The sequence below is a fragment of the Saccharopolyspora thermophila genome (assembly GCF_014646075.1).
GTDB lineage: Bacteria > Actinomycetota > Actinomycetes > Mycobacteriales > Pseudonocardiaceae > Saccharopolyspora > Saccharopolyspora thermophila.
In genome coordinates this window covers 575,651-601,223 of the sequence record NZ_BMMT01000001.1, presented here as the reverse complement: position 1 = coordinate 601,223, position 25,573 = coordinate 575,651, and the positions used below count along the sequence as shown (strand labels likewise).

Annotated in this window: 22 protein-coding genes; 4 read left to right on the top strand and 18 right to left on the bottom strand. The window is 72.7% G+C overall.

Annotated elements, in window-relative coordinates; genetic code table 11:
* Positions 1–14 precede the first annotated feature (14 nt).
* From IEY17_RS02640 to IEY17_RS02580, 13 genes are all read right to left on the bottom strand, one after another.
* The gene (locus IEY17_RS02640; RefSeq protein ID WP_188984965.1) at positions 15–887 is read right to left on the bottom strand and encodes a class I SAM-dependent methyltransferase; all 873 of its coding nucleotides are present in this window, start codon (positions 885–887) and stop codon (positions 15–17) included.
* Positions 884–1,108 carry a hypothetical protein gene (locus IEY17_RS02635; protein ID WP_188985384.1) on the bottom strand — a complete coding sequence of 75 codons (225 nt, stop codon included), beginning with the start codon at positions 1,106–1,108 and terminating at the stop codon, positions 884–886. The genes IEY17_RS02640 and IEY17_RS02635 overlap by 4 nt, the downstream gene beginning before the upstream one ends.
* Positions 1,105–1,491 (bottom strand): WhiB family transcriptional regulator, encoded by a 387-nt coding sequence (locus IEY17_RS02630; RefSeq protein ID WP_188984963.1) that lies wholly within the window; start codon positions 1,489–1,491, stop codon positions 1,105–1,107. The genes IEY17_RS02635 and IEY17_RS02630 overlap by 4 nt, the downstream gene beginning before the upstream one ends.
* A 119-nt stretch (positions 1,492–1,610) precedes the next feature.
* A complete protein-coding gene (locus IEY17_RS02625) occupies positions 1,611–1,820 on the bottom strand; it encodes a hypothetical protein (protein WP_188984961.1) in 210 nt (69 codons plus the stop codon).
* Between the two features lie 145 nt (positions 1,821–1,965).
* Positions 1,966–4,059: an ATP-dependent DNA helicase UvrD2 gene (locus IEY17_RS02620; RefSeq protein ID WP_188984959.1), complete on the bottom strand. Its 2,094-nt coding sequence runs from the start codon at positions 4,057–4,059 to the stop codon at positions 1,966–1,968.
* Positions 4,060–4,190: 131 nt separating this feature from the next.
* Entirely contained in the window at positions 4,191–5,117 is a 927-nt protein-coding gene (gene nudC, locus IEY17_RS02615; RefSeq protein ID WP_188984957.1) for an NAD(+) diphosphatase, read from the bottom strand.
* 25 nt (positions 5,118–5,142) lie between these two features.
* Entirely contained in the window at positions 5,143–6,510 is a 1,368-nt protein-coding gene (locus IEY17_RS02610) for a M16 family metallopeptidase (protein WP_188984955.1), read from the bottom strand.
* Positions 6,507–7,832, bottom strand: coding sequence for a M16 family metallopeptidase (locus IEY17_RS02605; protein WP_188984953.1), 1,326 nt, complete (start codon positions 7,830–7,832; stop codon positions 6,507–6,509). Before IEY17_RS02605 ends, IEY17_RS02610 begins: the two co-directional genes overlap by 4 nt.
* 106 nt (positions 7,833–7,938) lie before the next feature.
* Complete coding sequence (locus tag IEY17_RS02600) at positions 7,939–8,757, bottom strand: ESX secretion-associated protein EspG (protein ID WP_188984951.1); 819 nt, start codon at positions 8,755–8,757, stop codon at positions 7,939–7,941.
* A 14-nt stretch (positions 8,758–8,771) separates the two neighbouring features.
* Positions 8,772–10,247, bottom strand: coding sequence for a PPE domain-containing protein (locus IEY17_RS02595; RefSeq protein WP_188984949.1), 1,476 nt, complete (start codon positions 10,245–10,247; stop codon positions 8,772–8,774).
* 19 nt (positions 10,248–10,266) lie between these two features.
* Complete coding sequence (locus IEY17_RS02590) at positions 10,267–10,815, bottom strand: DUF3558 domain-containing protein (protein ID WP_229679772.1); 549 nt, start codon at positions 10,813–10,815, stop codon at positions 10,267–10,269.
* Positions 10,812–11,192, bottom strand: coding sequence for a hypothetical protein (locus IEY17_RS02585; protein WP_229679771.1), 381 nt, complete (start codon positions 11,190–11,192; stop codon positions 10,812–10,814). Before IEY17_RS02585 ends, IEY17_RS02590 begins: the two co-directional genes overlap by 4 nt.
* A gap of 207 nt (positions 11,193–11,399) precedes the next feature.
* Positions 11,400–13,025 carry a DUF2207 domain-containing protein gene (locus IEY17_RS02580; RefSeq protein ID WP_229679770.1) on the bottom strand — a complete coding sequence of 542 codons (1,626 nt, stop codon included), beginning with the start codon at positions 13,023–13,025 and terminating at the stop codon, positions 11,400–11,402.
* A 144-nt stretch (positions 13,026–13,169) separates the two neighbouring features.
* Between IEY17_RS02580 and IEY17_RS02575 the strand changes: the two genes are divergently transcribed.
* Positions 13,170–14,393 carry a neutral zinc metallopeptidase gene (locus tag IEY17_RS02575; protein WP_268240280.1) on the top strand — a complete coding sequence of 408 codons (1,224 nt, stop codon included), beginning with the start codon at positions 13,170–13,172 and terminating at the stop codon, positions 14,391–14,393.
* A 7-nt stretch (positions 14,394–14,400) separates the two neighbouring features.
* Here IEY17_RS02575 and IEY17_RS02570 read toward each other — a convergent pair whose 3' ends face one another.
* The gene (locus IEY17_RS02570; protein ID WP_188984943.1) at positions 14,401–14,832 is read right to left on the bottom strand and encodes a hypothetical protein; all 432 of its coding nucleotides are present in this window, start codon (positions 14,830–14,832) and stop codon (positions 14,401–14,403) included.
* A 40-nt stretch (positions 14,833–14,872) separates the two neighbouring features.
* Entirely contained in the window at positions 14,873–15,973 is a 1,101-nt protein-coding gene (locus tag IEY17_RS02565; RefSeq protein ID WP_188984941.1) for a potassium channel family protein, read from the bottom strand.
* 156 nt (positions 15,974–16,129) lie between these two features.
* On the opposite strand from IEY17_RS02565, the gene IEY17_RS02560 reads away from it, so the two are divergent.
* Positions 16,130–16,660, top strand: a complete 531-nt coding sequence (locus IEY17_RS02560) for a hypothetical protein (RefSeq protein ID WP_188984939.1) — start codon at positions 16,130–16,132, stop codon at positions 16,658–16,660.
* 52 nt (positions 16,661–16,712) lie between these two features.
* On the opposite strand, the gene IEY17_RS02555 is transcribed toward IEY17_RS02560, so the two are convergent.
* The 3 genes from IEY17_RS02555 to IEY17_RS02545 all read right to left on the bottom strand — a co-directional run bounded on the left by IEY17_RS02555 (position 16,713) and on the right by IEY17_RS02545 (position 23,870).
* Complete coding sequence (locus IEY17_RS02555) at positions 16,713–17,321, bottom strand: hypothetical protein (protein WP_229679769.1); 609 nt, start codon at positions 17,319–17,321, stop codon at positions 16,713–16,715.
* Between the two features lie 130 nt (positions 17,322–17,451).
* Complete coding sequence (locus tag IEY17_RS02550) at positions 17,452–20,694, bottom strand: ATP-dependent helicase (RefSeq protein ID WP_188984935.1); 3,243 nt, start codon at positions 20,692–20,694, stop codon at positions 17,452–17,454.
* Complete coding sequence (locus IEY17_RS02545) at positions 20,691–23,870, bottom strand: ATP-dependent helicase (RefSeq protein WP_188984934.1); 3,180 nt, start codon at positions 23,868–23,870, stop codon at positions 20,691–20,693. Before IEY17_RS02545 ends, IEY17_RS02550 begins: the two co-directional genes overlap by 4 nt.
* A 160-nt stretch (positions 23,871–24,030) precedes the next feature.
* Here IEY17_RS02545 and IEY17_RS02540 point away from each other — a divergent pair, with 160 nt between their 5' ends.
* Together IEY17_RS02540 and IEY17_RS02535 are read left to right on the top strand one after the other, a co-directional pair.
* On the top strand, positions 24,031–25,032 hold the full coding sequence (locus IEY17_RS02540) for a chitinase (protein ID WP_373289830.1): 1,002 nt from the start codon (positions 24,031–24,033) through the stop codon (positions 25,030–25,032).
* Between the two features lie 182 nt (positions 25,033–25,214).
* Complete coding sequence (locus IEY17_RS02535; RefSeq protein WP_188984932.1) at positions 25,215–25,502, top strand: MGMT family protein; 288 nt, start codon at positions 25,215–25,217, stop codon at positions 25,500–25,502.
* Positions 25,503–25,573 lie beyond the last annotated feature (71 nt).

The following is a 25,573-nucleotide window of genomic DNA, read 5'->3' as shown; positions in this document are numbered from 1 at the left end:
GACGGGCGGCCCGGCTACCCGTCCTGCGGGCGGGTGCCGACGTGGACCGTGTTGGCGGTCAGGTAGTACACGTCGTCGCGGTGGGCGGCGCAGTGCTCGCCGGACTCGTCGAGGAGTTGGTCCAGCACCTCGATGTCCCCTGGTGCGACTCGGGTTTCGGCGTCCCGGCGCAGCAGTTGCAGTCGGCGCAACACCGCCGCGCGGCCGAGGTCGTCCAGCGGTGCCGGGCGGTCCACCAGGTAGCTCCAGGAGTGCACGTCGACGAGTCCGGCCTGCGACAGCGCGGTGGGCCAGCCGACCGGCAGCCGCACCGCGCCCTCCATCCCGGCCCGCATCTGCTGGAACCACTCCTCGCGGGCCGCGATCAGCCTGGCTTCCAGTCCGGGCTCGCCGAGGCCGATGTCGGCGGGCAGCACCCTGGTCTGCAGGCCGAACTCCACGATCGCCAGGCGTCCCCCGGGCCGCACCAGCTTGGCCAACCGGCGCAGTGCGGCCAACTGGTCGGGCAGGTGGTGCACAACGAACGCGGCGTAGACCAGGTCCGCCTGCGCACCCACGGCGTCGAGCAGCGAATCGTCCGCCGCGTCGGCTTCGACCGCGCGGACCGCGACCCGGTCGCAGACCTGCTCGGCGCGGCTGCGCGCCGCGGCCAGCAGTTGCGGTGCGGCGTCCACGATGGTCACCGAACCACCCGTTTCCGCCAGCGCCGACGCGAAAGCGGCGGCCGTACCGCCCGCCCCGGCACCGATCTCGAGGACGGTGCGGTCGGTCGGCCGCAGCAGCGTGCCGACGAGCTCGGCGATCTCCGGTGCGGTGAACTCGTCGGCGTCCCGCAGGCGCTGCAGGTGCGCGTCCCAGTCGATGTTGTCGTGCGAATGTCCCGTCACGAGGCACGAGCGTACGCGCGTTCGGCTCGCCGACTCGCGTAGTCGGCCAGCCGCCGCCACCAGCGTCCGGCGGCGAACCGACGGACCAGGCGTTGTCGGTCCGCTTCCGCCAGCAGTTCGTCATTGCGTAATCGGAACAGTTCCTCGGGCGTGATCATGCGTACCTCGGTGGTCGGTCGGGGGTCGAAGAGCGGATCGGTCGTCGTGGTGGTGCTGTTCATGCCGCCTGCTCCTGGCTTCGTCGTGTGCTGGTCTGGGCAGCCGGTGCTTCGGTGGGCACCGGGTGCTTGCGGGGGCGACCGCGGGGCCGCTTGCGGGCCACCACCACCCCGCGCTCGAAGATCTCGCCGCCCCAGACTCCCCAGGGCTCGCCGCGGGACAGGGCGCCGGCCAGGCATTCGGCCTTGATCGGGCAGTCCGCGCACAGCGACTTCGCCTGCTCCAGATCCCGCGGGTTCTCGGCGAACCACAGGTCCGGGTCGCGGTGGCAGGGCAGCCGGCCGCTCTCCAGCGTCAGGGTGTGGTCGAGCAGTCCCGCCACGGTGTCCGTTCCCGGCGAGAGGTCGGAGCCCGAGCTGGATATCGGGACACTCGCGGTCAACATGCAGTTTCCTCCTGTGTTCGATGGGCGACAGGTTGTGGTGGTTGTGGAGGGAACGCCGGGAACGACGAATAGGCCGCGGACCCGAATGGTCCGCGGCCTACGAGAAGCCTGAGGCGTCCCTACATCAGTGGATCAAGGACTTGCCAACGTGCGGACCGGCGTGGTTCGCCCAGGGTCTGGAACGCGCGGAACCAGCGCGGCTTGAGCTCTCGGCCATAGCCGGCATCCGGCTCGGTGACATGGATTGGCGCGACAGCAGCACGGAACAGCGCGACAGCCCCGGCCACGAGGCGGCTCGGGGTGCTGCACATCATCAGAATCGTGGACACCTCGCCACCTCCTTCCGGGTTCGAGGCCGGGTCAGGACCGACCACGGCTCGCGCTCCTGCAGATTATTGGCACCGCCGTGCCGACCGCAACGTATTTTTCAAAGTTTCCGCTCGATCGCCTGAAAAACGCCCGCCACCTGCGGTTTCAGCGCGCGCCGCGGCGCTCGCCCTGGATCAGCGCGAGCACGTCGGAGCCGAACTTCGCCAGCTTCGACGCGCCGATGCCGGAGATCGTCACCAGCGCCCGCTCGTCGGTCGGCCGCTGCTCGGCGATCGCGGTCAGCGTCGCGTCGGTGAACACCACGTAGGCGGGCACCTTCAGCTGCCGGGCGCGTTCGCTGCGCCACGCCTTCAGCTGCGACAGCAGGTCTTCGTCCACATCGGACGGACAGTCGCCACAACGGCCGAGCTTGATGTCCATCGTGCTCGTCAGCGCGGTGCCACACACCCGGCACCGCGGCCTGGCGGGCTTCTTCGCGACGCGATCCAGCAGTTCGCGCTGCCTGGCCTTGGTCGGCAGCGCAGCGGGGTGCTCGTCGGGCACCAGGTTGTACAGGAAGCGGCTGCGCCTGCGGTACCGGCGGCCGCCCTCGCCGCGGGCCAGCGCCCAGGACAGGAACAGGTGTTCGCGAGCGCGCGTCACACCCACGTAGAGCAGCCGCCGCTCCTCCTCCACCGCCGCGTCGGTGTCCGCGTGCTGGATCGGCAGCGTGCCCTCGACCAGACCGACCAGGAACACCGCGTCCCATTCGAGGCCCTTCGCGGCGTGCAGCGAGGCGAGGGTCACCCCTTCCACGGTCGGCGGATGCTGCGATTCGGCGCGCGCGTCCAGCTCCGCCACATAGCGCGACAGGTCCGCGTCCGGCACCGCGGCGGCCAGTTCCTCGGCCAGTTCCACCAGCGCGATCAGGGACTCCCAGCGCTCCCGCGCGGCACCACCCGCCGGGGGCTCGTCGGTCAACCCGATCTCACCGAGGACGGCGCGAACCGCCGCGGGTAGGTCCTCGGCCGCCTCGCCACGCGCGGCCGCGGTGCGCAGCGCCGTCATCGCCTGCCGCACCTCGGCACGCGCGAAGAACCGCTCGCCACCGCGCACCTGGTACGGGATCTCCGCGTCGGCCAACGCCTTCTCGTAGACCTCCGACTGCGCGTTGACCCGGAACAACACCGCGATCTCCGACAGCGGAACGCCCTGCCCGGCCAGCTTCGCGATCCGGCGGGCGACCGCCTCGGCCTCCGCGGTCTCGTCGTCGTACTCGGCGAAGTCCGGGCGCGGACCGTCCGGGCGCTGCCCCACCAGCCGCAGGCGCGTCCCCGCCGGGCGTTCCCGCGCGGCGCCGATGACCTGGTTGGCCAGGCCCACCACCTGTGGCGTGGAGCGGTAGTCGCGTTCCAGCCGCACCACGGTGGCGTCCGGGAAGCGGCGCGGGAACCCGATCAGCCAACGCGGGGAGGCGCCGGCGAACGAGTAGATGGTCTGGTTGGCGTCGCCGACCACGGTGATGTCGTCGCGGTTGCCGAGCCACGCGTCGAGCACCCGCTGCTGCAGCGGGTTGACGTCCTGGTACTCGTCAACGACGAACGACCGGTAGCGGCTGCGGAACTCCTCGGCGATCTCGGGCCGATCCTCCAGGATCGCCGCGATGTGCAGCAGCAGGTCGTCGAAGTCCAGCGCCTGCGCCTGGTTCTTCAGCTGCTCGTAGGCGGCGAAGACCTTGCTGAGCTGCTCCGGCGCCACCGGGACCTCCCGGCCCGCGGCAGCCGCGGCCGCCGGGTACTGCTCGGGGCCGACGAGGGTGGCCTTGGCCCACTCGATCTCCCCGGCCAGGTCGCGCACGTCCTCCTTCTCCGTGGCCAGCCCGACCTTGTTCGCGGCGCGCATGACCAGCCGGAACTTGTTGTCGATGAGCTGCCACATCCGGGTTTCGTGCACGCGCGGCCAGAAGTAGCGCAACTGCCGGAACGCCGCCGCGTGGAAGGTCTGCGCCTGCACCCCGGCCGCGCCGAGGGCCCGCAGCCGGGTGCGCATCTCCCCCGCCGCCCGGGCGGTGAACGTCACCGCGAGCACCTGCTGCGGTGCGACCAGACCGCGTTGTACGAGGTAGGCGATGCGGTGGGTGATCGTGCGGGTCTTCCCGGTGCCCGCGCCCGCGAGCACGCACACCGGGCCGCGTGGTGCGATGACCGCCTGCCGCTGCTCCGGATCCAAACCTTCCAGGAGTCGCGGCTGATCGGTCATGCCCGGCATCTTCGCAGACGCCCTCCCCCGATCGGGCGCACACCCCAACCCGCGTGTCAAACGCACCGAGCAGTGATGCGCTCGAACCGGAGGCGGCCGGTCGGCAACGGGTCCCGACCGGCCGCGGTCGATCAACCCTGCCAGGTGGCCCAGCCGCGAATCATGCGGTAGGCGATGGAGACGCCCGGAGGTAGGCGGAGCCCTTCGATCTCGCCGCCGTCGGACCGTAGGGCCGCCAGGACCGTGTCGCGGTGCACCCAGCGGGCTTCCTCGATCTCGCCGTCCGCCGGGACCAGCGGTGCGGAGCGGTCCGCCACCGCGGCGAAGCCGAGCATCAGCGACCGCGGGAACGGCCACGGCTGGCTGCCCAGGTAGCGGATGTCGCGGACCTGGACGCCGACCTCCTCGGCCACCTCGCGCCGCACGCACGCTTCCAGGGACTCGCCGACCTCGACGAATCCGGCCAGCACGGAGAACCGGCCCTTCGGCCAGATCGGCTGGCGCGCCAGCAGCACGTGGTCCGCGCCGTCGTGTACCAGGCAGATCACCGCCGGGTCGGTCCGCGGGTACTCCTCCCGGTCGCAGCCGGTGCAGCGGCGCGCCCACCCGGCGCGCACCCGGGTCGTCGCCGCACCGCACACCGCGCAGTACCGCGCGTTGTCGTGCCAGCCGAGCAGCCCGACCGCGCAGGTGAACAGCCCCGCGTCGGTGTCGTTCAGCAGGCCACCGCCGGTGCGCAGGTCCAGCCAGCCGTCCTGTGCACCGTCGTGTTCGGTGCGCAGGGCCCAGTAGCTGACGTCGTCCTCCGCGCCGAGCAGCACGGCGCCGGGCGCCGGGCGCTCACCGAAGTCGGTGGCCGGGTGCATGACCAACCGCGCGTTCGCGTCGATCGGGGTGCGGCCCTTGGCGTCCACGAGCAGAACCCGTCCCGTGGCCCACAGCGTCGCGCCGCCGTCCGGGGCGTCCCGTAACCACTCCCTTCTGTCCACAGTAGACCTTGAGAGCAGTGGTGCCGAGTCCAGCTGGAAATCGGAACCGGCGCACACGTCGGAAGTCATTCGCCCGCCTCACCGCCTGAGCACGTCATGGCAGCTCCACACCGCCGAGCAGGCGCAGCTGGTCGGCGAGCTTGTCGGCGTCGCCGACCACCACACCGGTGAACGCGGTGGGCGCGAACAGCTTCGCCGCCTCGGCCACCTGCTCCACAGTCACCTCGCGCAGCCGCTCCGGGTGCGCGACCAGCCAGCTCTGGTCGAGCCCGGCCGCGGCCAGCGCGACGAGCGTGGACGCCATGCCGGACTGCGAGGCGGTGGAGGTGAGCAGGCTGCCGATGGCGTACTGCCGGGCCGACTCGACCTCCGCGGTGGTGGGCGGCACCAGCGCCAACCGGGCCAGCTCGTACCGCGTCTCCAACAGCGCCGCGGCGGTGACCTCACTGGCCGTGTCCGCGTCGACCAGCACCGTGCCGTTGCCGGGGGTGAACTCGAACAACGAGTGGGCGCCGTAGGTGTAGCCCTTGTCCTCGCGGATGTTCTCCACCAGGCGCGAGGAGAAGTAACCACCGAAGACCAGGTTCGCGATCTGCGCCGCCGGGTACCGCGGATCGGTGCGCGGGAGGGCCTGCGCGGAGAACCGCAGCTGCGACTGCACCGCGCCGGGCCGGTGCACCAGCCGCACGTCACCGCCGCGCACCGGGGGCAGGGCCGGCAGTTCGCGCGCGCTGTCCGCGGACTGCCACCCGGACAGGGTCCGGGCCACCGAGGCCACCGCCTGGTCCGGGTCGATGTCGCCGACCAGCACCAGCACCGAGCCGCGCGGCAGCACCGCCTCCCGGTGCAGCGCGCGGACCTCCGCCGCGGTGACCTGGGCGACGTCCTCGGCCTGCGGCACCTCGCGGACGAACGGGTGGTCGCCGTAGCGGTGCCGCTGCAGCTCCTCACGCGCGATCACCCGCGGTTGGGACCGCGCGACGGTGATCCGCTCCACCAACCGGGCGCGTTCCCCGGCGACCTCCTCGTCGCGGTAGACCGCGCCGGTCAGCGCGTCCGCCAGCACCTCCAGCAGCGTGTCCAGGCCGCTGGCCAGCGCGTCGCCGGTGATGCTCAGCCGCTCGGGGTCGACCGCGGCGTTCAGGTCACCGCCCACCGCGGCCAGGTCGGTGTCCACCTGGACCCGGTTACGCCGCTCGGTGCCGGTCAACAGGGTTTCGGCCAGCACCTCCGCGCGCGCCGGGTGCTTCAAATCCTCCCCGGCGAACGGAATCCGCAGGCGCAGCTCCACCATCGGCACCACGCCGTGCCGGGCGGCGATCACCCGCAGGCCGTTGTCCAACACGGTGTCCACTGTGGCCGGGGGGCGGCCGGTGCGGGGGTCGCCCAGCGGCGGGAGCGGGCGTGGGCCTCGTTCGGTGCGGCCGATCTCCTCGGCGCTGCGGTGCGTTGCGCGGGTCATGCCGCACCTCCGTTCTTGTCGTCACCTGCGGGGTGGATCTCCAGCACCGCGCGCGCGTCCGCCCGCAGCGCCTTCGCCGCGGCCGCCACGTCCTCGGCGCTGACCTGGCCGATCCGCTCGGGCAGCTCGGAGATCAGCTCCGCGCGGCCGTGCAGCAGCTCGGCGCTGCCCAGGTCGAGGGTCCGGGAGACCACCCGGTCGTGCTCCCGGTACAGGCTCGCCGCCCAGCGGGCGGTGACCCGGGCCAGCTCGTCGGCGCTCGGGCCGTCCGCCGCCAGCTTCTCCAGCTCCTCGTCGACCGCGCCGATCACCCGGTCCACCCCGACCTCGGGGGTGTGGATCGCGGTGACCGTGAAGGTGTCGGGGTCGCGGGCGTCCAGCGGAGCGCCCATCAGACCGCACCCGGTGTGCACGTCCACCACGAGCGATTCCTTGTGCACCATCCGTTGCTGCAGCCGGGATGCGTCGCCGTCGGAGAGGATCGCCGCCAGCACCACGTTCGCCAGGTAGGCGTCCAGCTCGCCGACCGGGTCGGGCAGCCGGTAACCCAGCGCCACCGCGGGCAGCGGGGCGTGCCGGTCGACGTGGCTGCCGCGCAGCTCACCGGCCGGGAACGGCTCGGCGAACGACGGGCGCTGCGGGACCTCCCGCGCCGGGACGTCGCCGAAGTGCTTGTGGACCAACTCGACGGTGCGCTCGACGTCGATGTCGCCGGTCACCGTGAGCACCGCGTTGCCGGGCGCGTAGTAGGTGTCGAAGAACGCGGCGCAGTCGTCGATGGTCGCCTGTTCCAGGTCGGTGAAGTCGCCGTAGCCGTTGTGGGCGTTGGCGAAGGTCGAGTACAGCACCGGCGGCAGCAGGATCCAGGGGAACCCGCCGTAGGGGCGGTTGAGGACGTTGAGCCGGATCTCCTCCTTGACCACGTCCACCTGGTTACGCAGGTTCTCCTCGGTGATCTTCGGCGCGCGCATCCGGTCGGCTTCGAGGAACAGCGCGCGCTCGAGCGCCGCTGACGGCAGGACCTGGTAGTAGTCCGTGTAGTCCTGGTGTGTCGAACCGTTGAAGGTGCCGCCGGAGCCCTGCACGTGCCGGAAGTGCGCGAGTTTCTCCAGACTTTCGCTGCCCTGGAACATCAGATGCTCGAACAGGTGCGCGAATCCGGTGCGCCCTTCCGGTTCGGAGCGGAAGCCGACGTCGTAGTGCACGCTGACACCGACCACAGGGGCCCGCCCTGACGATGCTTGGCCCGCTGCCGAGTCCGGTGCCAGCACCACGCGCAGCCCGTTGGGCAGAGTGACGCGATGCAGCTGGGGTTCGACCATGCCATGCAGCCTACGTGCGTCGAGTCAACCTGCGCGTGCCCCCTTCACCACTCTCCAGCGTGTCGTCACAACCGAACGTGCTCGGCGGGGCGGGAGTGGCCCAGGTTCAGCGGACCTGGGCCACCAGCGCGTCGATCTCCGCCCCGAGCAGGCGCGCGTCCGCCGGGGTGAGCATGTAGAGCTGTTCGCCGCTGGTGCCGCGCACGTTGTGGTCGAGATAGCGGCCGTCCGGTTGGACGTTGTCGAACCACTTGATCGGCTGGGTGCGCCGGGTGCGGCCGTACTGGTCGCGCAGGTTGGCCGCGATCTGGCCGACCCGGACGTGCGGGGCCCGGCCGATCGCCTGGTACCGCTCGTACTCCCGGTCCCCGCTGCTGCCGCGCCTCGGCGTCGCCGACTGCAGGATGTCGATCTCCTCGTCCTCGTCGACCTCCTGGGTGCGGAACGAGCTCGCGGGCACCCGCACCGGGCCGCGGTTGCCCGGCGGCGCCGGCGGCAACGTGGGCAGCAGCACCTGCGGCAGCGAAACGTTCTCGTGCACCTCGACGGTCAGCATTCCGCCGTGCTTCGGGTCCTCGCTGGGCGTCTGCACGCCCAGGACCACCCGGTTGCCCTCGGTCAGCGCCGCCAGCGCGCGCCAGCAGTGGTCGTCCCCGGCCTGCGGGAACCACAGCGAGTCCACCCACAGGTAGGGCCGGGCCAGCAGCCGCAGCGCCGCGGCGAGCTGCGGGTGGACCTCGTCGTTGACGATGATCCCCGCAGCGATCATCCGCTCGGTCTCCGCCCTGGCCATCAGCCCGAGCTGCTCGGTGGTGCGCGCGTACGACCGGACGTCCAGCGGCATCGTCAGGTCGTCGATCTGCAGGTACTTCAGGACGATGTCCAGGTGCACCGGCACGAGTTGCCAGCGAGCCACCACGCCCACCGCAGTCCTCCCCCTCACTCGCCGAGGACCGGCGGGGCCGTCCTGGGCATGTCGTTCAGCCAGACGTCGTCCTGCTCCTCCAGCCAGGACGGGCGCTCGTGCTCCTCGTCCTCCCCGCCCTGGCCGCGGCGCCCGGCACCGCCCATGCCGCCCATCATCCCGCGACCGGCACCGGCGCCCCGGGCGGCGGCACCCACGGCCCCGGCTCCCGCCCCGGCGCCCGCGCCGAGACCACCGACACCAGCCCGCCCACCGGCGGCCAGGCCACCGGCACCGACGCCGCGCCCGAGACCGCCGACAGCGCCCGCGCCGAAACCGGCCATGCCGCCGCCGACACCGCCGCCTCCGCCCGCACCGAGACCGGCACCGACCCCACCGGGCACCCCGATTCCGGACCCACCGGGCTGGCCGGTCGACTGGCTGGTCGTCCCGGACGGGATCGTGCGGTCGCGGCCGGAGCCGTCGCCGGTCCCGTCCCGGTCCCGGCCGGAGCCGTCGCCGGTCCCGTCCCGGTCTCGACCGGAGCCGTCCCGGTCCCGGCCGGAGCCGTCCCGGTCCCGGCCGTCACGCCCCGCGTCGTCGGAGTCGCGGGTGGTGTCGCGGCCGTCGGAGGACCGGTCGTCGGTACCGCGCTGCCGGTCGTCACCGCCGTTCTGGTCACCGGTGCCCCGGTCGTCACCGATGTGCGGCGGCCTCCATTCGGTCGGGGGCGGCGGCGGAATCGGCGGCGGGCAGACGGTGTGGCCCTGCGGTGCCTGGAACGCCGGCATCTGCGCGTCCACGTCGGCGAGCGTCGGGCTGTACACCCGCGCCATGGTCTCCTGCGCGGCCCGCTCGGCCTCCTTGCGCTCGTTCATCTGCGCCAGGGCGTCGGCACCAGCGCCGAACGGCCCGGTCGCGATGGTCGCGACCGCGGTCCGCCCCCAGCTGTGCCCCTCGGGCTCGGGCACGGCCTGCTTCACCTGCCCTGCGGCCGACCCGGCCTTCTTCAGGTTGTTGCCGGTGACCTCGAACGCCGCACCGCTGCGCTCCATCCACACCTGCACCGGGTCCGCGAGGCTCTTGGCGGCCTCGGCCGCGTCACCCGTCCAGCCGTCGCTGATGGCGTTGTTGAGTCCGCGGCTGAACTCCCTGCCGCGCCCGTGCAGCGCCTTGCCCAGTTCCACCCACGCCTGGCCGCTCCTGGCGACCTCGCCCTCGTTGATCGAGTTCTGGTTGGTGTTGTAGATCTCCTCGTGGCTGTAGCCGGACCAGTTCACGTTCTGCGAGATCGCCGGGTCGTCGTAGCCGACCACGTCGTCCTGGAGCGCCCGGTTGCGCTGCTCCAGTATGTTGCGCTCGCGCTGGCCGGCATCGGTCGCCTGCTCCGCCCGCTGCTGGGCCTCCTGCTGGGCGTAGGTGTCGTAACCGAGGACCGGGGCACCCGCGTCGTGGATCGCCCTGCCGGCGTCGTTGATCCGATCCCCGACCCAGTCCGTGAATCCTCCCATGACTCCCCCTAGCTCCTGGTCACTCAGGAAGTCTCGGTTCGACCTGCCGCGCCGCCCGCTCCGCTTCGCCGCACGGGTCCGCGACCGAGTCGCGCATCAGACCGGTGACCGTGATGACGACCGTGCCGCCACCGGCCTCGAGGAAGGTGGAGCAGATGCCCTGCCCCTCCGACCCGGCCGTCACACCGTTGGCCGCCTTCCGGCCGCCGATCTCGTACTGCCTCAGCTCGCCGAAGTTCCTGCGGCTGTAGGCGTCGAACGTGGTGTCCGGGGCCTTGTACAGCGTGACGTCCTTGACGTCGCCCCGGTAGTTGCAGCCGGGCTCGGATTCGAGTGTGTTGTCCGGTTCGCCCGGCCCGTGCACGCCGAGGGCCGCGAGGTCCTCGGGGGTGAAGAAGTTGCACACGTCGAAGTCCGCCAGCCCGGAACGCCCGGCCTGCGACGTCGGGGAATCCATGCCGGTGCTGGTACCGCCGGTGCCGCTGCTCGACCCACCCGTGCACGCGGCCAGCCCGACCAGCACCAGACCGGTGGTTCCAGCGACCAGGGACCGGGAAAACAGGCTCACTTCAAACCTCGCTGAATGTCTTGGGCGTGCTGTTCGTCGATCGCGCGGTAGTCCTTGGCCGCAGCGCGGTAGGCGTCCGCCATCTTTCGCAACTCGTCCTGCATCTGGCGGATCAGGTCGACCGCTCCGACGCCCTTCAGGGTCGCCTTGTCGACGAAGCGCTGCGCCAGCTGCTGCCCGTTGGGGTAGTTGCCGAGCCCGCTGACCCGCGTGATCAGGTCCGCTCGCCGCACGAGCTGCTGCAGTTCCCGGATCTCGTTTTCGCAGACCTTGGCGGCTGCTTCCGCGGATTCGGGCTTCAGGGCCAACTGGCCCGAGCTGACCTGCTGATTGATCCACTGCGTCTGCGCTGCCACGGCCTTGACGCCCTCGGCCACCCCAGCGAAGCCAGCTCTGTCTGCGCTTGTCATCCCAGATCCCTTCTGGACCCTGTGGACACCCCCAGGAACTGCGAACACCTTAGCCTGGCACAGCGGCGTTCGGAACGGATTTCGAATCGGGCCGACAGGCCGCGTACATCACCCGTTCAGCCGCATCACAACGGTTTTCGTCGCTCAGCGGAGGCGTCCGGTCACGAAACGCGGTCAGCGGGCGAAGGTTTCGTTGAGCTTGGCGACGAGGTGCGGGAAATTCCGCTGGAACGAGCGCAGATCCGCGGTCTCGCCCGGGGTGCCGTACCAGTACAGGCCGGGCGTGCCGTCGGCCGCCGGGTCGAGCCCGGCGAACTCCGCCAGCCAGCGCTCCGTTTCGCCGAGCACCACGGCGTAGGGCAGGGAGCGGGAGAACACCGTCTCGCGGTCCGCCGCGGGCAGCGAGTCCGCCGAGACGTCGTGCAGGTAGCGCCGCAGTCCCCGCACCTGGACCACCAGCGCGCTGCCACGCCGGGTACGGGCGGGCACCAGGCGGGCGCCGAACGCCGCGACGACACCGCCGAGCAGCACCCCGATCCCGAGCAGGCCGAGCGAGCTGGTCAGGGCCAGCACCGCGGTCAGCACCGCGCCGCCGAGGGCGATGCCGACGCCCAGCCACCAGAACAGGTTCCGCTCGGAGCCAGGCTGGCGAGCGAACCAGTCCTTCGCCACGACCTCGGCGTACAGCGCCTCCCGGACGCGGGACAAATCCAGCCGCCCGAGGTCGGACAGCCGCACCTCCCCGGTGTCGCCGAGCACCAGGTCGTAGACGGCCCGCTCGAACGGGCGCAGCGAGTCGTCGGCCGGGTTGAGCCGGACGAACCGCCAGTCGCCGCCGGGTAGTTCCTCGATCCACAGGTAGTTGCGGACAGCCAGGTCCAGGACGGTGGCGGTCACGTCCACGGGGTCGACCCGCTCGTCGACAACGGTGCCGAGCTGGCCGGGCAGCACGCCGTCCGGGGAGGCGAACGTGACGGCACCCCGCTCGTCGATCATGAGCACCTCGACGTGCCCGGCGTCCGCGGCGAAGGCGCGCGCGTCCCGGCCGCGCGCGTACCAGAGCAGACCGATGCCGCCGACCAGCAGCAGCCCGATGCCCGCGAGCCCGGCGCCGGTGACCGGTGTCAGCGCGAAGGCCCGGGCGAGGCCGAAGTGCTGTTCGGTGACCGCGTTCGCCGGGACGGTGCCCGCCGGGATCCTGAACGTGAAGTCCATGCGCTCGCCCGGGGCCAGCCCATAGGCGAGCGCGTGCACGGCCTGGGTGTGGGTGAGCTCGAACCGGGCGCAGCGGTCGGTGCTGCCGACCGGACCGGCCAGGCACTGGATCTCCCGCGGGATCTGCGGGCTGAGCAGGGAGGTGATCTCGACCCGGTCCACCGGCACGTTCCAGCCACCCGACACCTGCCAGCGCACTTCCTGCAGCTCACCGGCATCGGCCACCGCCCCGCGCACGGCGTAGCGCAGGGTCGACACACCCGGATGCAGCGTGACGTGCAGGTTCTCGGCGTCGACCCGGACGCTGCCGCTGCCGTCCACGGCGGCGTCCGAGACGGTGTAGACGCGTTCCGCCCCGTCGCCGGCGGGTTGGCGCAGCGGCACGGTGCGTTCGACGGTTCGACCAGCGGGAACGGTGATCTGCTCGGTGATCGAGAGCCGACCGTCGCGCTCCAGCTTCATCCGCACCGCGCTGGAGACCGCGCCCGGCAGCGTGTCCACCGGTTGTTCCTGCGCCACTGCCGCCCCGGGCACGCCCAGGAGCAGCCCGGTCACCGCCCACGCGAGGCCCCGTTTGGTCAACACGGCCCGAACCATAGCGGCCCGCGGCTAAGCTGCGGACCGCAACGGGCATGATCAACGGGAGTGGTCGCCGAACATGACGGATTGGTGGCCGCGTTCCGCCCCGGACCCAACCGTCCACACCGGACTCATCGCGGGGGGAGCCGCATGACGCACTGGCCACCGCCACCGCGCGGCCCGCAGCCGCCACGGCAGCCCTGGCCACCGCAGCACAACCACGGCCCACGCCCGCACCCGCCGGGCCCAGCGCCGCGCGGCCCCCAACCGCCGCAGACCCGCCCGCCGCGCCCGCACCCGCCGACGCGCCCGGTCGCGCCGCCGCCGGCCGCCCGGCCGCTGCCGCAGCAGACGACGATGCGGCTCGCCCCGGTGCCGCCGATGCAGCCGCCGCAACCGATGCCGCCGCCCCGGTTCGCGCCGGTCCCGCCGCCGCAACGCCAGGGCGGCAGCGGCCTGGTGATCACGTTGGTCCTGGTCGGCGTCGCCCTCATCGGCGTGGGCACGATCGGCGCGGTGGCCGTCAGCTCCGCGCAGCACAGCGCGGCGGACCACGCGACCAGCAGCGCCGACACCTCCTCGGCGGAGTCCGGCTCGACCACGTCCAGCGAGCTCTCCAGCAGCGAGGACACCAGCACCGGCGACAGCTCGGACACCGGGCCGCGGCCCGTGTCAGCACTGGGCGACCACCCCATCAACGTGCCCGGCAACGGGGCGGTGAACACCCCCTGCGACCTGCCTGCCTTCGACACCGACGTGGCCTCGCAGGACGCCTTCTACCAGGCGGCGCTGCCGTGCCTGATGGCCGCGTGGACCCCGGCGCTGGAATCGGCGGGCCTGCCGGTGGAGACCCCGAACGTCGTCACCACCGCCGACGACGTGGAAAGCCCCTGCGGCACCAGGCGGTGGAACCAGACCGCCATGTACTGCCCGGGCAACCACACGATCTACATGACCGCGCGGTACTACGCCGAGGTGGAGCAGGTGTCCGAGGCCGGCGTGTACCTCGGCCAGTTCGCGCACGAGTTCGGCCACGCGCTGCAGGGCATGACCGGCATCAGCAGCGCCTACGGCGACGCGCAGTACGAGGCGGGCGGCAGCACCACCGAGGCGGGCCTGGAGCTGACCCGGCGCTCGGAGCTGCAGGCCACGTGCTTCGAGGGGATGACGCTGGCGGCGCTGCAGAACGGCGGCGTCAGCAACGACTACATCTTCCCCGCCCTGGAGGACTCCGCCGCGCGCGGCGACGAGAACACCGGGGTCCGCGACCACGGCAGCATGGAGACCAACTACGCCTGGGTGCAGCAGGGTTTCCAGAAGAACGAGGTCACCCAGTGCAACACCTGGCTGGCCGCGCCGTCCGACGTCGACTGACCGCGCGTCACGCGCGGCGGTGCAGCATCACGCCGTAGCAGCCGCCCGCCACCGCGGCCAGGGTCAGCAGCACCCAGTACGCCCGCTGTGCCAGGTCGTCCAGTTCGGAGTCCGACGCCCCCGCCGGGCGGACCACGAGGTCGGCGCCCGCGTCGGCGGGCACCTGGACCGCCAGCTTCTGGCCGCGGGTGTGCCCGCAGCCGTCGAACGGGGCCTGCCGCACCACGCCGTCGATCTCCACCGACACCAGGTCGCGGGCCGACCGCGCACCGCAGGGCCGCGACTCGACGACGGTGGCCGTCGCCGGGCGCAACGCGGTCCGCCTTTCTCCCCTCGCGGCCAGCAGCGGCCACACCGCGAGCACGGCCACCACCACGCCCAGGACACCCAGGACAAGCAGGATCGGCAGCACCGATGCCGAACCTCGTCGCCTACCCACGCCGTCGATATTCCCAGATATCCGGGAGAGCGCCGACGGTTCAGGGTTCGGCCGGGGTCACCTTCTTCACATAGAGCAGCCGGTCGCCGGACTCGATCGCGTCGGCCTCCGGCGCGTCCACCCGGTACAGCTTCCCCTCGCGGACGACACCGAGCACGATGTCCGACAGGTGCCGCGGCGAACCGCCCACCTCCTGCGGCTCCACCTCCCGCTCGGCGATCGCCAGCCCCACGTCCGGGGTCAGCAGGTCCTCGAACATCTCCACCACCGACGGCGTCGAGGTGGCCATACCGAGCAACCGGCCCGCCGTCTCGCTGGAGACCACCACCGAGTCCGCCCCGGACTGCCGCAGCAGGTGCACGTTCTCGGCCTCCCGCACGGCGGCCACGATCTGCGCCTTCGGCGCCAGTTCCCGCGCGGTCAGGGTGACCAGCACCGCGGTGTCGTCGCGGGCCGGCGCCACCACGATCGCCCGCGCTCGCGGCACGCCCGCGACCCGCAACACGTCGGAGCGCGTGCCGGAGCCGTTGACGGTGACCAAACCCTGCGCGGACGCGGCCTCCAGTGCGCGCTGGTCGGTGTCGACGACCACGATGCGGCCCGCGTCCGCGCCGTCGCCGAGCAACGAGGTGACCGCCGACCGGCCCTTGGTTCCGTATCCGATGACGACCACGTGGTCGCGCACCTTCGACCTCCAGCGTTGGATCCTGAACGCCTGCCTGGAGCGCTCAGTGAGCACCTCCAGTGTGGTACCGACCAGCACGATCAGGAACAGCACCCGCAGCGGGGTGATGATCAGCACGTTCACCAAGCGGGCGTGCGGGCTCACCGGGGTGATGTCGCCGTAGCCGGTGGTGGACAGCGACACCGTCGCGTAGTAGAAGGCGTCGAGCAGGTCCAGTTCGCCACCGGCGGTGTCGCGGTAGCCGTCCCGCCCCGCGTAGACGATGAACACCGCCGCGGTCAGCGCCAGCAGGGCGCCGATGATCCGCTTGATGATCGAGCGCACCGGGCTGATCACGGTGCCTGGCATCCGGATCACGCCGACGAGCGCGAAATCGGGACGGTTGGACAGCTCCTCCTCGTCGACGCGCCCCCGGCCGAAGGGGTGCGACAACTTCCTCGGACCGCGCCGCATCATGCCCCGTGCTCCCCGACTGCTGAACCGCTCACGGCGCCGACAGTAACTCCTTCGCACACGGCCGGTGTGACCGCGGCACCGGTGTTCGCCGCGAGTTCTCCTGCAGGCCGGAAAACCCGCTCCCAGCGACGGGCCCCCGGGCCTTACCATGCACCGGTGCAGCAGCTCCAGCACGCGGCCGACGCACTCGGGTGGGACGGCCAGTTGATCCCGGACGTGGAGGTTCTCGGCGCGCGGTTCGCGGCCGTGGCGCGCATCCGGCACGACGTCCACCGGTGGCGCATCCACCACGGGTGGGCGCCCGAGCTCAACCCGTCGTGGATCCGGTCCTGGTCGGAACCGAGCCTGCACGACCACGTGCCGGTGGCGGCGGTCGACCTGCTCGGCATCCTGGTGCCGGTGTCGCACACCAGGCACGCGCTGCGGGCCTGCGGGACGTTGCTGACGCTCGCGCCGTGCGTCGTGGTGCTGCCGCCGAACAACCCGTACCGGCCGTGGCCGATGCTGGAACTCGACTACTACGGCGTGGGCGTGGTCAACGCGGGTCTGGAAGGTCCGGCCGAGGTGGTGCTGCACCCGGAGGACCGCACGGCGGAGTTCGGCTCCTCGATGTTCGGCCGCTGGCTCCTGGAGGTCCTCTACTCCAAGGTCCTCGAGAACGACCCGAAGCTCACCGAGAACGCCTGAAGCGCACCGGGTCGTCTCACGCCTCGGTGCCGAACGATCCGGGACGTCCCGATCAGGACACCACGTACTCGTGCCAGCTGAGGTTCTCCGGGTTCCAGCGCATGCCCCGGCCTTCCTTGAGGGCGCGCAGCGCCTGCATGGTGTGCGGCCAGCGGCGGATCACGTTGGCCAGCGCGACCGGGGTCATCACATCGGCGGTGCGCCGGTGGTCGCCGGGGCCGAGGAGGGCGATGCCGCCCGGGGTGGAGATCATGTCGGTCAGCGACACCTGGCCGGACAGCGCGGCCTGCTCGACGTTGACGATGATGTGCGGCTGCAGGTCGGACGGCCAGCTGCCGCGGTCGATGTCGGTGGCCACGGGCTGCTCGCAGTTGCCGCACCGGCACGCGAACTCGCTGGCCCAGCCGTGGTGCTTCCAGGACCACACGACGGCGCCGCCGCGGTCCAGGTCGGACAGCGCGGCGACGTGCGGCCACGCCCCGACCACCGCGCTGAGCACCGTCTTCTTCGACGGCCGCGGTGCCTGACCCGGACCGTCGAAGGACCAGGTGCCTTCGTCGTCGCGGTGCACCCGCACCAGCGGGGCGCGCATGGCGAGCACGTCGGTGTCCACGTGCACTTCGGATTCCGGCGGTGTCGTGAGCTTCCAGTCGGTGTTCATCGCGGGCATCGTCGTCCGCCGCGCACCGCGAGCTCAAGCTCCGCCACCCGAACGTGTAACGAGGAATTTCCAGGCGCCCCAAGGATGAGCGGTGGCCGGAGTCCCCGGAGACCGAAAGGACCTTGCCCGCTCAGCAGACCTTGGGGATCGAGGTGATGAGGGCGCGGAGCCCCTCGGCATCGAGCAGGTCCGCCGGGCGCAGGGTGTGGTTGTGGCGGACGTAGTGGAACGCCGCCCGCACCTTCTCCAGCGGGGTGCCGGACAGCTCCGCCCAGGCCAGCCGGTAGACCGCCAACTGAACCGACAGGGCGGGGATCTTCTCGCCGCCGGGCACCGCACCGGTCTTCCAGTCCACGACGGTCCAGCCGCCGTCGTCGTCGGCGTACACCGCGTCCATCCGGCCGCGCAGCACCAGGCCCTCCACCTGCGTCTCGAAGGGCACCTCGACCCGGTACGGGGTGCGGTCGGCCCACGCCCCGGCGAGGAACGCCTGCTGCAGCTCGGCGAGATCGTCGTGGACCGGGGCGGATTCGTCGGCGGCGCCGGGTAGTTCGTCCAGGTCCAGCAGGGCGGTGGAGGTGAACCGGTGCTCCAGCCAGGCATGGAAGGCGGTGCCGCGGCGGGTCATCGGGTTCGGCGGGAACGGCAGCGGGCGACGCAGCCGCCGGGCGAGCGCGTCGGGGTCGCCGGCGAGTTCCACGAGCTGGCTGACCGACAGGTGCTCCGGCAACCGCACCCGTTCGCGGCGCTGCGCCGCCGCGGCACGCTCGGCGAGCAGCACGTCCACGTCCCGCGCCCAGCCGTCCTCGTCGTCCTCCCACTCCAGTTCGTCCACTTGGGACAGAGCAGCCCGGACCAGCTCGGCCCCCTCGGCCACCGCCGTCCGGCGCGGCCCGAGCGGGTCGACCGGCCACTCGGCGCAGCGCACCGCCTCCGCCAGCGGGTTCTTCGCGTCCTCGGCGGGTTCCGGTGCCCACAGATCCACCACCCCGGCCCCGGACTCGCGCAGCATCCCGGCCAGCTGCCGCAGGAACTCCGACGGCCCCTTCGGCCGTTCGCCGGTCTCCGCCCACCAGTGCCCGGACACCAACAGCGCGCGCTCCGAGCGGGTCACCGCGACGTACAGCAGCCGCCGCTCCTCGGCGATCCGCCGCTCCTCGAACTCCTCGTCGTGCCGGCCGAGCGCCTCGGTGAGCTCCTTGCGGTCCATCCCGGTGAGCCGGTCGAGGTCCAGCCGGGGCAGGTCGGGGGCGTCGCCGCGCAGCTCGGCGGGCAGCTCGGTGACCGAGCTGAGCCAGCTGCCGCTCTTGCGCCTGCCCGGGAACACGTCCTCGACCAGGTGCGGCAGCGCGACGACCTGCCACTCCAGCCCCTTGGCCGCGTGCACGGTGAGCACCTGGACGCGGTCCTCGGCCACCTCGACCTCGCCGGGTTCCAGCCCGTCCTCGGCGCGTTCGGCGGCGTCGAGGTAGTCCAGCAGCGCCGGCAGCGTCGCGGACGGGCTCGCGGTGGCGAACTCGGTGACGACGTCGGCGAAGGCGTCGAGGTGGATGCGTCCGGCCCCGTGCGGCCGGGCCATGCTCTCGATGTCCAGCAGCAGGGTGCGCTCGACGTCCGCAACGAGTTCCGGCAGTGGCTGGTCGAGCCGGCGGCGCAGCGCGGCGAGTTCGCCACCCAGCCGCCGGATGCGCTGGTACCCGGCCGCCGAGTAGCGGTGCGGGTCACCGGGGTCATCGAGCGCGTCGACGAGTCCGGCCTGCTCGGCGTGCTCGCCGGGCAGGGCCGCGGTGACCACGGCGGACGGATTCGCGGTGTCGGATACGCCGAAAACTCGCGCGCCGAGTTCCCGGGCGCGGTCCCACAGCGCGGCGAGGTCGGCGGCGCCGAGCCGCCAACGGGACCCGGTCAGCAGACGCATCGCGGCCGTCCCGGCCAGCGGATCGACCAGCACCCGCAGAGCGCTCACCAGGTCCCGCACCTCGGCCTCGTCGAGCAGCCCGCCCAGACCCACGACCTCCACGGGCAGCCCGCGATCCCGCAGCGCGGCGGCGATGTCGGCCATGTCGGCGCGGCGGCGCACCAGCACCGCGGCGGTCGGCGGGCGGCCGGTCTCGTCGAGCGCCGCGTGCCACTGGGCGGCCATCTGGTCGGCGACCCAGTCGCGTTCCTGCCGGACGTGCTCGGTCAGCGCCAGCCGGATGTCGCCGGGCCCGGCGCCGTCGCGGGCGCGCAGCTGCTCGACCTCCAGACCGGTGCGGCGCAGCGGTTCGGAGACGGCGTTGGCCAGGTGCAGCACCTCGGGCGGGTTGCGGAAGCTGGTCAGCAGCCCGTACCGGCGCGCGGGCACCCGGCGTGCGTCCTCGACGCGCGGGAAGTCGGTGGTGAAGCGCGGGAGGTTCGCCGCGCTGGCACCGCGCCACCCGTAGATGGCCTGCGCCGGGTCACCGACCGCGGTCACCGGCAGCGGCCGGCCCTGCCCGAACAGCGATCGCAGCAGCACCCGCTGCGCGTGGCCGGTGTCCTGGTACTCGTCGAGCAGCACCGCGCCGTAGCGCTCCCGCTCCCCCGCGACGACCTCGGGGTGCTCGCTGGCCAGCCGGGCGGCCAGGGACATCTGGTCGGCGAAGTCCATCGCCCCTTCGCGCCGCTTGCGCTGGGCGTACTCCTCGACCAACGGCAGCAGCGCCACCCGCAACCGCTGCGCCGCGATGATCTTCTGCAGGCCCTGCGGCAGCGCCGCCTTCTGCCGCTTGGCCGGCGGCGCGGCCTCGATGGCGCGGCACAGCCGCTCGGCGTGCTCCCGCACGTCGTCCGGGCTGACCAGGTGCTCGGCCAGTTCCCCGGCCAGCGCCAGCAGGTAACCGGTCACCGTGGACGGAACCTTGTCGGTGTCCAGGTCCTCGGTCCAGGTGGACACCACCCGGTGCGCCAGCTGCCAGGCCGCCGTCTCGGTCAGCAGCCGGGCCCCGGGTTCCACGGGGATACGCAGGCCGTGCTCGCCGACGAGCCGACCGGCGTAGGCGTGGTAGGTCAGGACCGTGGGTTCCTCGGTGAGCACCGCGGAGCGCAACCGGCCGCTCGGGTCGGCCTCGTCGAGCAGGCCCGACCCGGCAAGCCTGCGCAGCCGGGCGCGGACCCGGTCGGCGAGCTGCCGGGCCGCCTTGCGGGTGAAGGTCAGGCCCAGGACGCGTTCCGGCGTCACCAGCTGGTTGGCGACCAGCCACACCACGCGGGCGGCCATCGTCTCCGTCTTGCCCGCACCCGCACCGGCGACCACCAGCGCGGGTTCGGCCGGGGCCGCGATGACCGCGGCCTGCTCCGGCGTGGGCGGGTGCAGGCCGAGCGCGTGCGCGATCCGCTGCGGACTGATCACTGCACGACCTGCCTCCCCGCAGGGTGCACCGGGCAGCAGATACGGGCCGGGCAGCGGGGACAGTCCGCGTTCTCGTTGGCCACGTAGGCCGGGCCGAGGCTGGCCGCGGCCGCGGAGTGCACCACGTCGAGCCACGCCTGGATCCGGTCGCCGTCCAGCGCCGGCTGGACGCGTTCGGTGGCCGCGCCCCTGCGGTCGGACCTGGCGACGTAGAGCAGCCGCGCCCCGCCCGGTGCCACGCGGTCACCGCCGTGGAAGGCGCCGAGGGCCGCGGCAAGCTGGTAGACCGCCAGCTGCGGGTGCTCCTCGGCGTCGCCCTTGCTGACCGGGGTCTTGCCCGTCTTGACGTCGACCACGACGGGACGGCCCTCGGCGTCAGCCTCCAGGCGGTCGACCCGGCCGCGCAGCCGCAGCCACGGGCCGCCCGGCCGCGCCGGGATCGTGAGGTCGAGGTCCTTTTCGACACCGACCTGCGTCAGCTCGGCGCGCGACTGCACCAGCCAGACGATGAAGGCGTCCAGCATCTGCTCCACGCGCCTGCGCTCGCGGCGGGAGAACCACGGCGCCCCGGCGTCGACCGACTCCCAGGCGTCGTCGAGCGCCCGGCGCAGCTGTTCCTGGTCCGCGCCGTCGGCGGCGACCTGCACGAGGGCGTGCACCAGCGTGCCGGTGATCGAGGCGAGTTGGGCGGTGTCCTGCCCGCCGTGCCGCTCGACCAGCCAGCGCAGCGGGCACCTCGCCAGGATGTCCACAGTGGATGGAGAGACGCGGACCGGCTCGTCACTGGTGACCAGCGGCGCCGAGGTGGAGCTTTCCGGCAGCCCGTACCAGGTGTCCGGGTGCGCGCCCGGCACCCCGGCCGCCGCCAGCCGCGCCAGCTGCACCGCGGCCCGCTGCCGCCGCTGCGGATCGGCCTGCGCGTCGCACACCACCTGGCGCAGCTCGCCGACCAGGTCGGCCAGCGCCAGCCCGCGCTCCGGGCGGGCGATCGGCCGCTCCATCGCGTCCGGGTCGCTGACCACGCCCTCCAGCTCATCGAGGAACCGCGACGGCTGCTGGTCCTCGCCGCGCACCGCGCTGACGAGCAGGATGCGGCGCGCGCGGCTGGCCGCCACCAGCAGCAGCCGCCGCTCCTCGGCCAGCAGCGGCGCCGTCGCCGACACCCGGTCGGCCGGGTCCACCCCGGAGAGCACGTCCACCAGCCGCTCCACGCCGAGCAGCGAACCGCGCAGCCGCAGGTCCGGCCAGACGCCCTCCTGCACCCCGGGAATCGCCACGACCTCCCACTCCTGGCCGCTGGCGGCGTGCGCGGTGAGCACCGACACGGCGTTGTCCCGCGGCGCGGTGGGCGCCAGCGAACTGCCCGCGATGTGCTGGCTGGTCAGGTAGTCGGCGAACCCCGCCGCGTCCGCGCCCGGCAACCGGTCCACGTACTGCGCGGCAGCGTCGAACAGCGACACCACGGCGTCCAGGTCCCGGTCGGCCTGCGCCCCGGTCACGCCGCCACGTTCGGACAGCGCCAGCCAGCGCTTCTCCAGGCCGCTGGCCTTCCACACCCGCCACAGGGTCTCCTCGACGGTGTGCCCGGCGGCGACGGAGTCGGCGGCCGTGCGCAGCAGCGCCGCGAGCCGCCGGGCGGGTTCGGCCGCGGCGTCCTCCAGCGCGGCGAGGCGGTCGCCGTCGCGGAGCACCTCCACCAGCAGTTCGCCGCTGGAGCGGCTGCCACCCGCCGCGAGCTCCAGGCGGCGCAGCCCGCGGCGGAGCCGACGCAGGGCGAGCGGGTCCGCGCCACCCAGCGGCGACGCGAGGAGCTCCGCGGCCGCCTCGGCGTCCAGCGCCTCCGGCCGCGCGGCGCAGCGCAGCAGTGTCAACAGTGGACGGACCGCGGTGCGCTGCGCCAGCGGCACGTCGTCCACCGGCACCGCGATCGGCACGCCCGCGGCGAGCAGCGCGCGGCGCAGCACGGGCAGCGACAGCTCGGTCGACCGCACCACCACGGCCATGTCCGACCAGGGGATCTCGTCCAGCAGGTGGGCGCGCCGGAGCTGGTCGGCCACCCACGACGCCTCCTGCGCCTCGGTGGCCAGCAGCCGCACCTGGACGGAGCCGCCGCGTCCGGCATCGGACTCGACCAGCTCGCGCTGCGGTCCCGCACCGGGCAACCGCGCCGCCAACCGCTGCACCGCCTCCCGGACCGCCTTGGACATCCGGTGGTCCACGGTGAGCACCTCGGTCCGCGAACCGTCCGGATCGGAGTCCAGCAGGCAGCGCGGGTCGGCCCCGCGGAACGAGTACACCGCCTGGTCGGGATCACCGGCCAGCACGAACTCGGCGGCCGTGTCGCCCAGCCGCCGGACCAGCCAGTACTGCTGCGGATCCAGGTGCTGCGCGTCGTCGACCAGCAGGTGGCGCACCCGGTTCTGCTCGGCGTCGAGCAGGTGCGGATCGCTGTCGAAGGCCAGCAGCGCCGCGCCGACCAGCTCGGCGGCGTCGAGCGCCGGGGCCTGCGCGCCGCCCGCGCCGCGCAGCAGCGTCACCTGCTCGTACTGCCGGGCGAACCGGCCCGCGGCGATCCACTCCGGACGGTCGTACCGACGGCCCAGGTTGATCAGCCGCTCGGGCCCCACACCGCGCTCCGCGGCGCGGAGCATCAGGTCCCGCAGCTCTTCGGCGAAGCCGGGCACGGTCAGCGCCGGGCGCAACTGCTCCGGCCAGTAGTCGGCCCCTTCCTCGACGTCACCTTCCAGCAGGTCGCGCACCAGCGCGTCCTGGTCGGGGCCGTTGAGCAGCTGCGGCGGGGGCAACTGGTCGCGAACCGCCTGCAACCGCAGCACGGCGAAGGCGTAGGAGTGGACGGTGCGCACCAGCGGCTCGGGCGCGGTGCGCAGATCCGCTGAGGTTCCGGTGAGCAGCCGGGTGATTTCGGTGCGCATCCACGCCGCCGCGCGCCGGCTCGCGGTAAGGACCAGGACGTTTTCCGGAGAGGCACCGCGATTGCGGATGCGGTCGGCGGCGAGCTCGGCGATCAGCGTGCTCTTGCCGGTGCCGGGTCCACCGAGGACCCGCAGGAAGCCGCCGCGGTGCGCCAGCACGCGCTCTCCGGCTGCGTCCCAGGTCCGGCGCCGCCGATCGGGTTCGGCGCGGCGCACGAGGACGGGCGCGGTCGGGGATGGCACGTCCCCGATGGAACCACGCGCTGCCGACACGATCGCGCAGGGCTCGCCGCTATCGGCCGCTCAACCGGATCTTAACGGCACCTTATAGTGGTCCAAACCAATTTCGTCCTCTGGCAGGGTGCTGGTCACCACGGGCTCCCCCGGCCCGTGACCTGCTCGAATGCGCGCGCCTACCCCCGAAGGAGGAAACGTGAGCAAGGTCCGCATGAGCCTGCTTGCCTGCGCCGCGGTCGCCGGTACCCTGGCCATCGGCGCGGTGCCCGCCCTCAGCGCCGAAGCTCCCGCCGCGGCGGAATCCCCCGTCGCCGCCTCGCCCTACCTCTACAACGGGTGGGGCAACCCGCCCAGGCCCGGCGAGGTGATGAGCGCGACCGGCATCAAGGACTTCACCCTGGCGTTCATCCTCTCCGACGGCACCTGCAACCCTGCCTGGGACGGCACCCGCCCGCTGGACGGCTCCGACAGGGCCACCGTCGACGAGATTCGCGGCGGAGGCGGCGACGTGATCCCGTCCATCGGCGGCTGGTCGGGCAACAAGCTCGGCGAGGTCTGCCAGGACGCGCAGTCACTGGCCGGCGCCTACCAGAAGGTGATCGACGCCTACGGGTTCACGGCCATCGACATTGACATCGAGGCCAGCGAGTTCGAGAACCCGGCCTCGCAGGACCGGGTGTTGGAGGCGCTGAAGATCGTCAAGCAGAACAACCCCGGTCTGCGCACCGTGGTCACCTTCGGGACGCTGCCCAGCGGCCCGAACGACACGGGCAAACGGATGATCAACCGGGCCGCCGAGATCGGCGCCGACGTGGACGTGTGGACGCAGATGCCGTTCAACTTCGGCGGATCGGACATGGTCGCCGACACCATCTCCGCCACGGAGGGGCTGAAGGAGGTGCTCAAGAGCGCCTTCGGCTACGGCGACGCGGAAGCGTACGCGCACGCCGGGATCTCCTCGATGAACGGCAGGACCGACACCGGGGAGATCGTGGACCAGGCGGCGTTCCAGAAGATGGCCGACTACGCCAAGGAGAAGGGCCTGGGCCGCTTCACGTTCTGGTCGGTCAACCGCGACCGCCCGTGCGACGGCGCCCCGGACGCCTGCGGCGGTATCGACCAGCAGCCGTGGGACTTCACCAGGATCGTCGCCGGTTTCCAGAGCTGACGCCCCGTTGTCGGGCTCACGCCGCGTTGCCGTGCCGTGACGCGCACGACCGGGTACCGCTGGGCGATTCCGGCGGGAATCGACGCGATTTCCGCCGGAATCGCCCGCCGCGCGGGGCGTCCGGGTCGCGCGGTCCGGTCGAGGTCCGCCCCGGCACCGGAGCGCTGCGGTACTTTCGGCGCGTGGACGAGGAGACCGTGGAGCAGGTGCGGGCCGTCGTGGCGTCGATCCCGCCGGGATCGGTGCTGTCCTACGGCGACGTCGCCGAACTCGCGGGCCTGCGATCGGCGCGGCTGGTCGGCCGCATCCTCGCGGAGGACAGCGCAGACCTGCCGTGGCACCGGGTGGTGCGCTCCACCGGCACGGTCGCCGACCACCTCCGCCACCGCCAGCTGGAACTCCTGCGAGCCGAAGGCGTCCTGGCCGACGGAGCCCGCATCAACATGCGCCGCTACCGCTGGGGAACCTGACCCATCCCGACCACCACCCCAGCGCCAAACCCCCAACGTCCGGCAAACCTGGGAGCCAGCCTGGGCGTGGA

Bases quoted from the DNA above. Each gene is read 5' to 3' on its own strand.
- IEY17_RS02610 (WP_188984955.1), bottom strand. From the start codon at position 6,510: ATGACCCGCGCAACGCACCGCAGCGCCGAGGAGATCGGCCGCACCGAA.
- IEY17_RS02540 (WP_373289830.1), top strand. From the start codon at position 24,031: ATGCGCGCGCCTACCCCCGAAGGAGGAAACGTGAGCAAGGTCCGCATG.
- nudC (WP_188984957.1), bottom strand. From the start codon at position 5,117: ATGACTTCCGACGTGTGCGCCGGTTCCGATTTCCAGCTGGACTCGGCA.
- IEY17_RS02635 (WP_188985384.1), bottom strand. From the start codon at position 1,108: ATGAACAGCACCACCACGACGACCGATCCGCTCTTCGACCCCCGACCG.
- IEY17_RS02630 (WP_188984963.1), bottom strand. From the start codon at position 1,491: ATGTTGACCGCGAGTGTCCCGATATCCAGCTCGGGCTCCGACCTCTCG.
- IEY17_RS02565 (WP_188984941.1), bottom strand. From the start codon at position 15,973: ATGATGCGGCGCGGTCCGAGGAAGTTGTCGCACCCCTTCGGCCGGGGG.
- IEY17_RS02605 (WP_188984953.1), bottom strand. From the start codon at position 7,832: ATGGTCGAACCCCAGCTGCATCGCGTCACTCTGCCCAACGGGCTGCGC.
- IEY17_RS02620 (WP_188984959.1), bottom strand. From the start codon at position 4,059: ATGACCGATCAGCCGCGACTCCTGGAAGGTTTGGATCCGGAGCAGCGG.
- IEY17_RS02575 (WP_268240280.1), top strand. From the start codon at position 13,170: ATGACGCACTGGCCACCGCCACCGCGCGGCCCGCAGCCGCCACGGCAG.
- IEY17_RS02555 (WP_229679769.1), bottom strand. From the start codon at position 17,321: ATGAACACCGACTGGAAGCTCACGACACCGCCGGAATCCGAAGTGCAC.
- IEY17_RS02595 (WP_188984949.1), bottom strand. From the start codon at position 10,247: ATGGGAGGATTCACGGACTGGGTCGGGGATCGGATCAACGACGCCGGC.